We start from the raw sequence: 278 nt of genomic DNA, 5'->3' as shown, positions 1-278 counted from the left end.
ACTAGAGTTTGAGTAAATTATTTCGTTAGTTTCTTCAGAAACATTCTCAATTTTCTCACCTCTGGGAGAAATAGTGTCCACAATTTCTGCTTCAACAGAAAAGTTCTCAGAACTTACATCAATAATATGCGCCTTATCTTTATGTTCACTAACTGCAACATCAACAGATTCATTGCTTTCAGTAGCAACTTTAGATACTTCTTCAGAAACAGAATCCATTTTTGACTTATCCAAATTGTTTTCTTTGCCTTCAACTACAGTAGCTTCAGAAGAAGCTG

General features: G+C 34.2%; 1 protein-coding gene. It reads right to left on the bottom strand.

What is annotated here, in order from left to right; genetic code table 11:
* Positions 1–278, bottom strand: a 278-nt coding sequence (locus SM754_RS20240; protein ID WP_323677942.1) for a hypothetical protein, incomplete at both ends; no start/stop codon positions are given.

Source organism: Halorubellus amylolyticus, assembly GCF_034808145.1.
Taxonomy (GTDB): Archaea; Halobacteriota; Halobacteria; order Halobacteriales; family Natrialbaceae; genus Halorubellus.
Note: the sequence above shows the minus strand (reverse complement) of the source record. Positions and strands in the feature narration are given on the sequence as shown.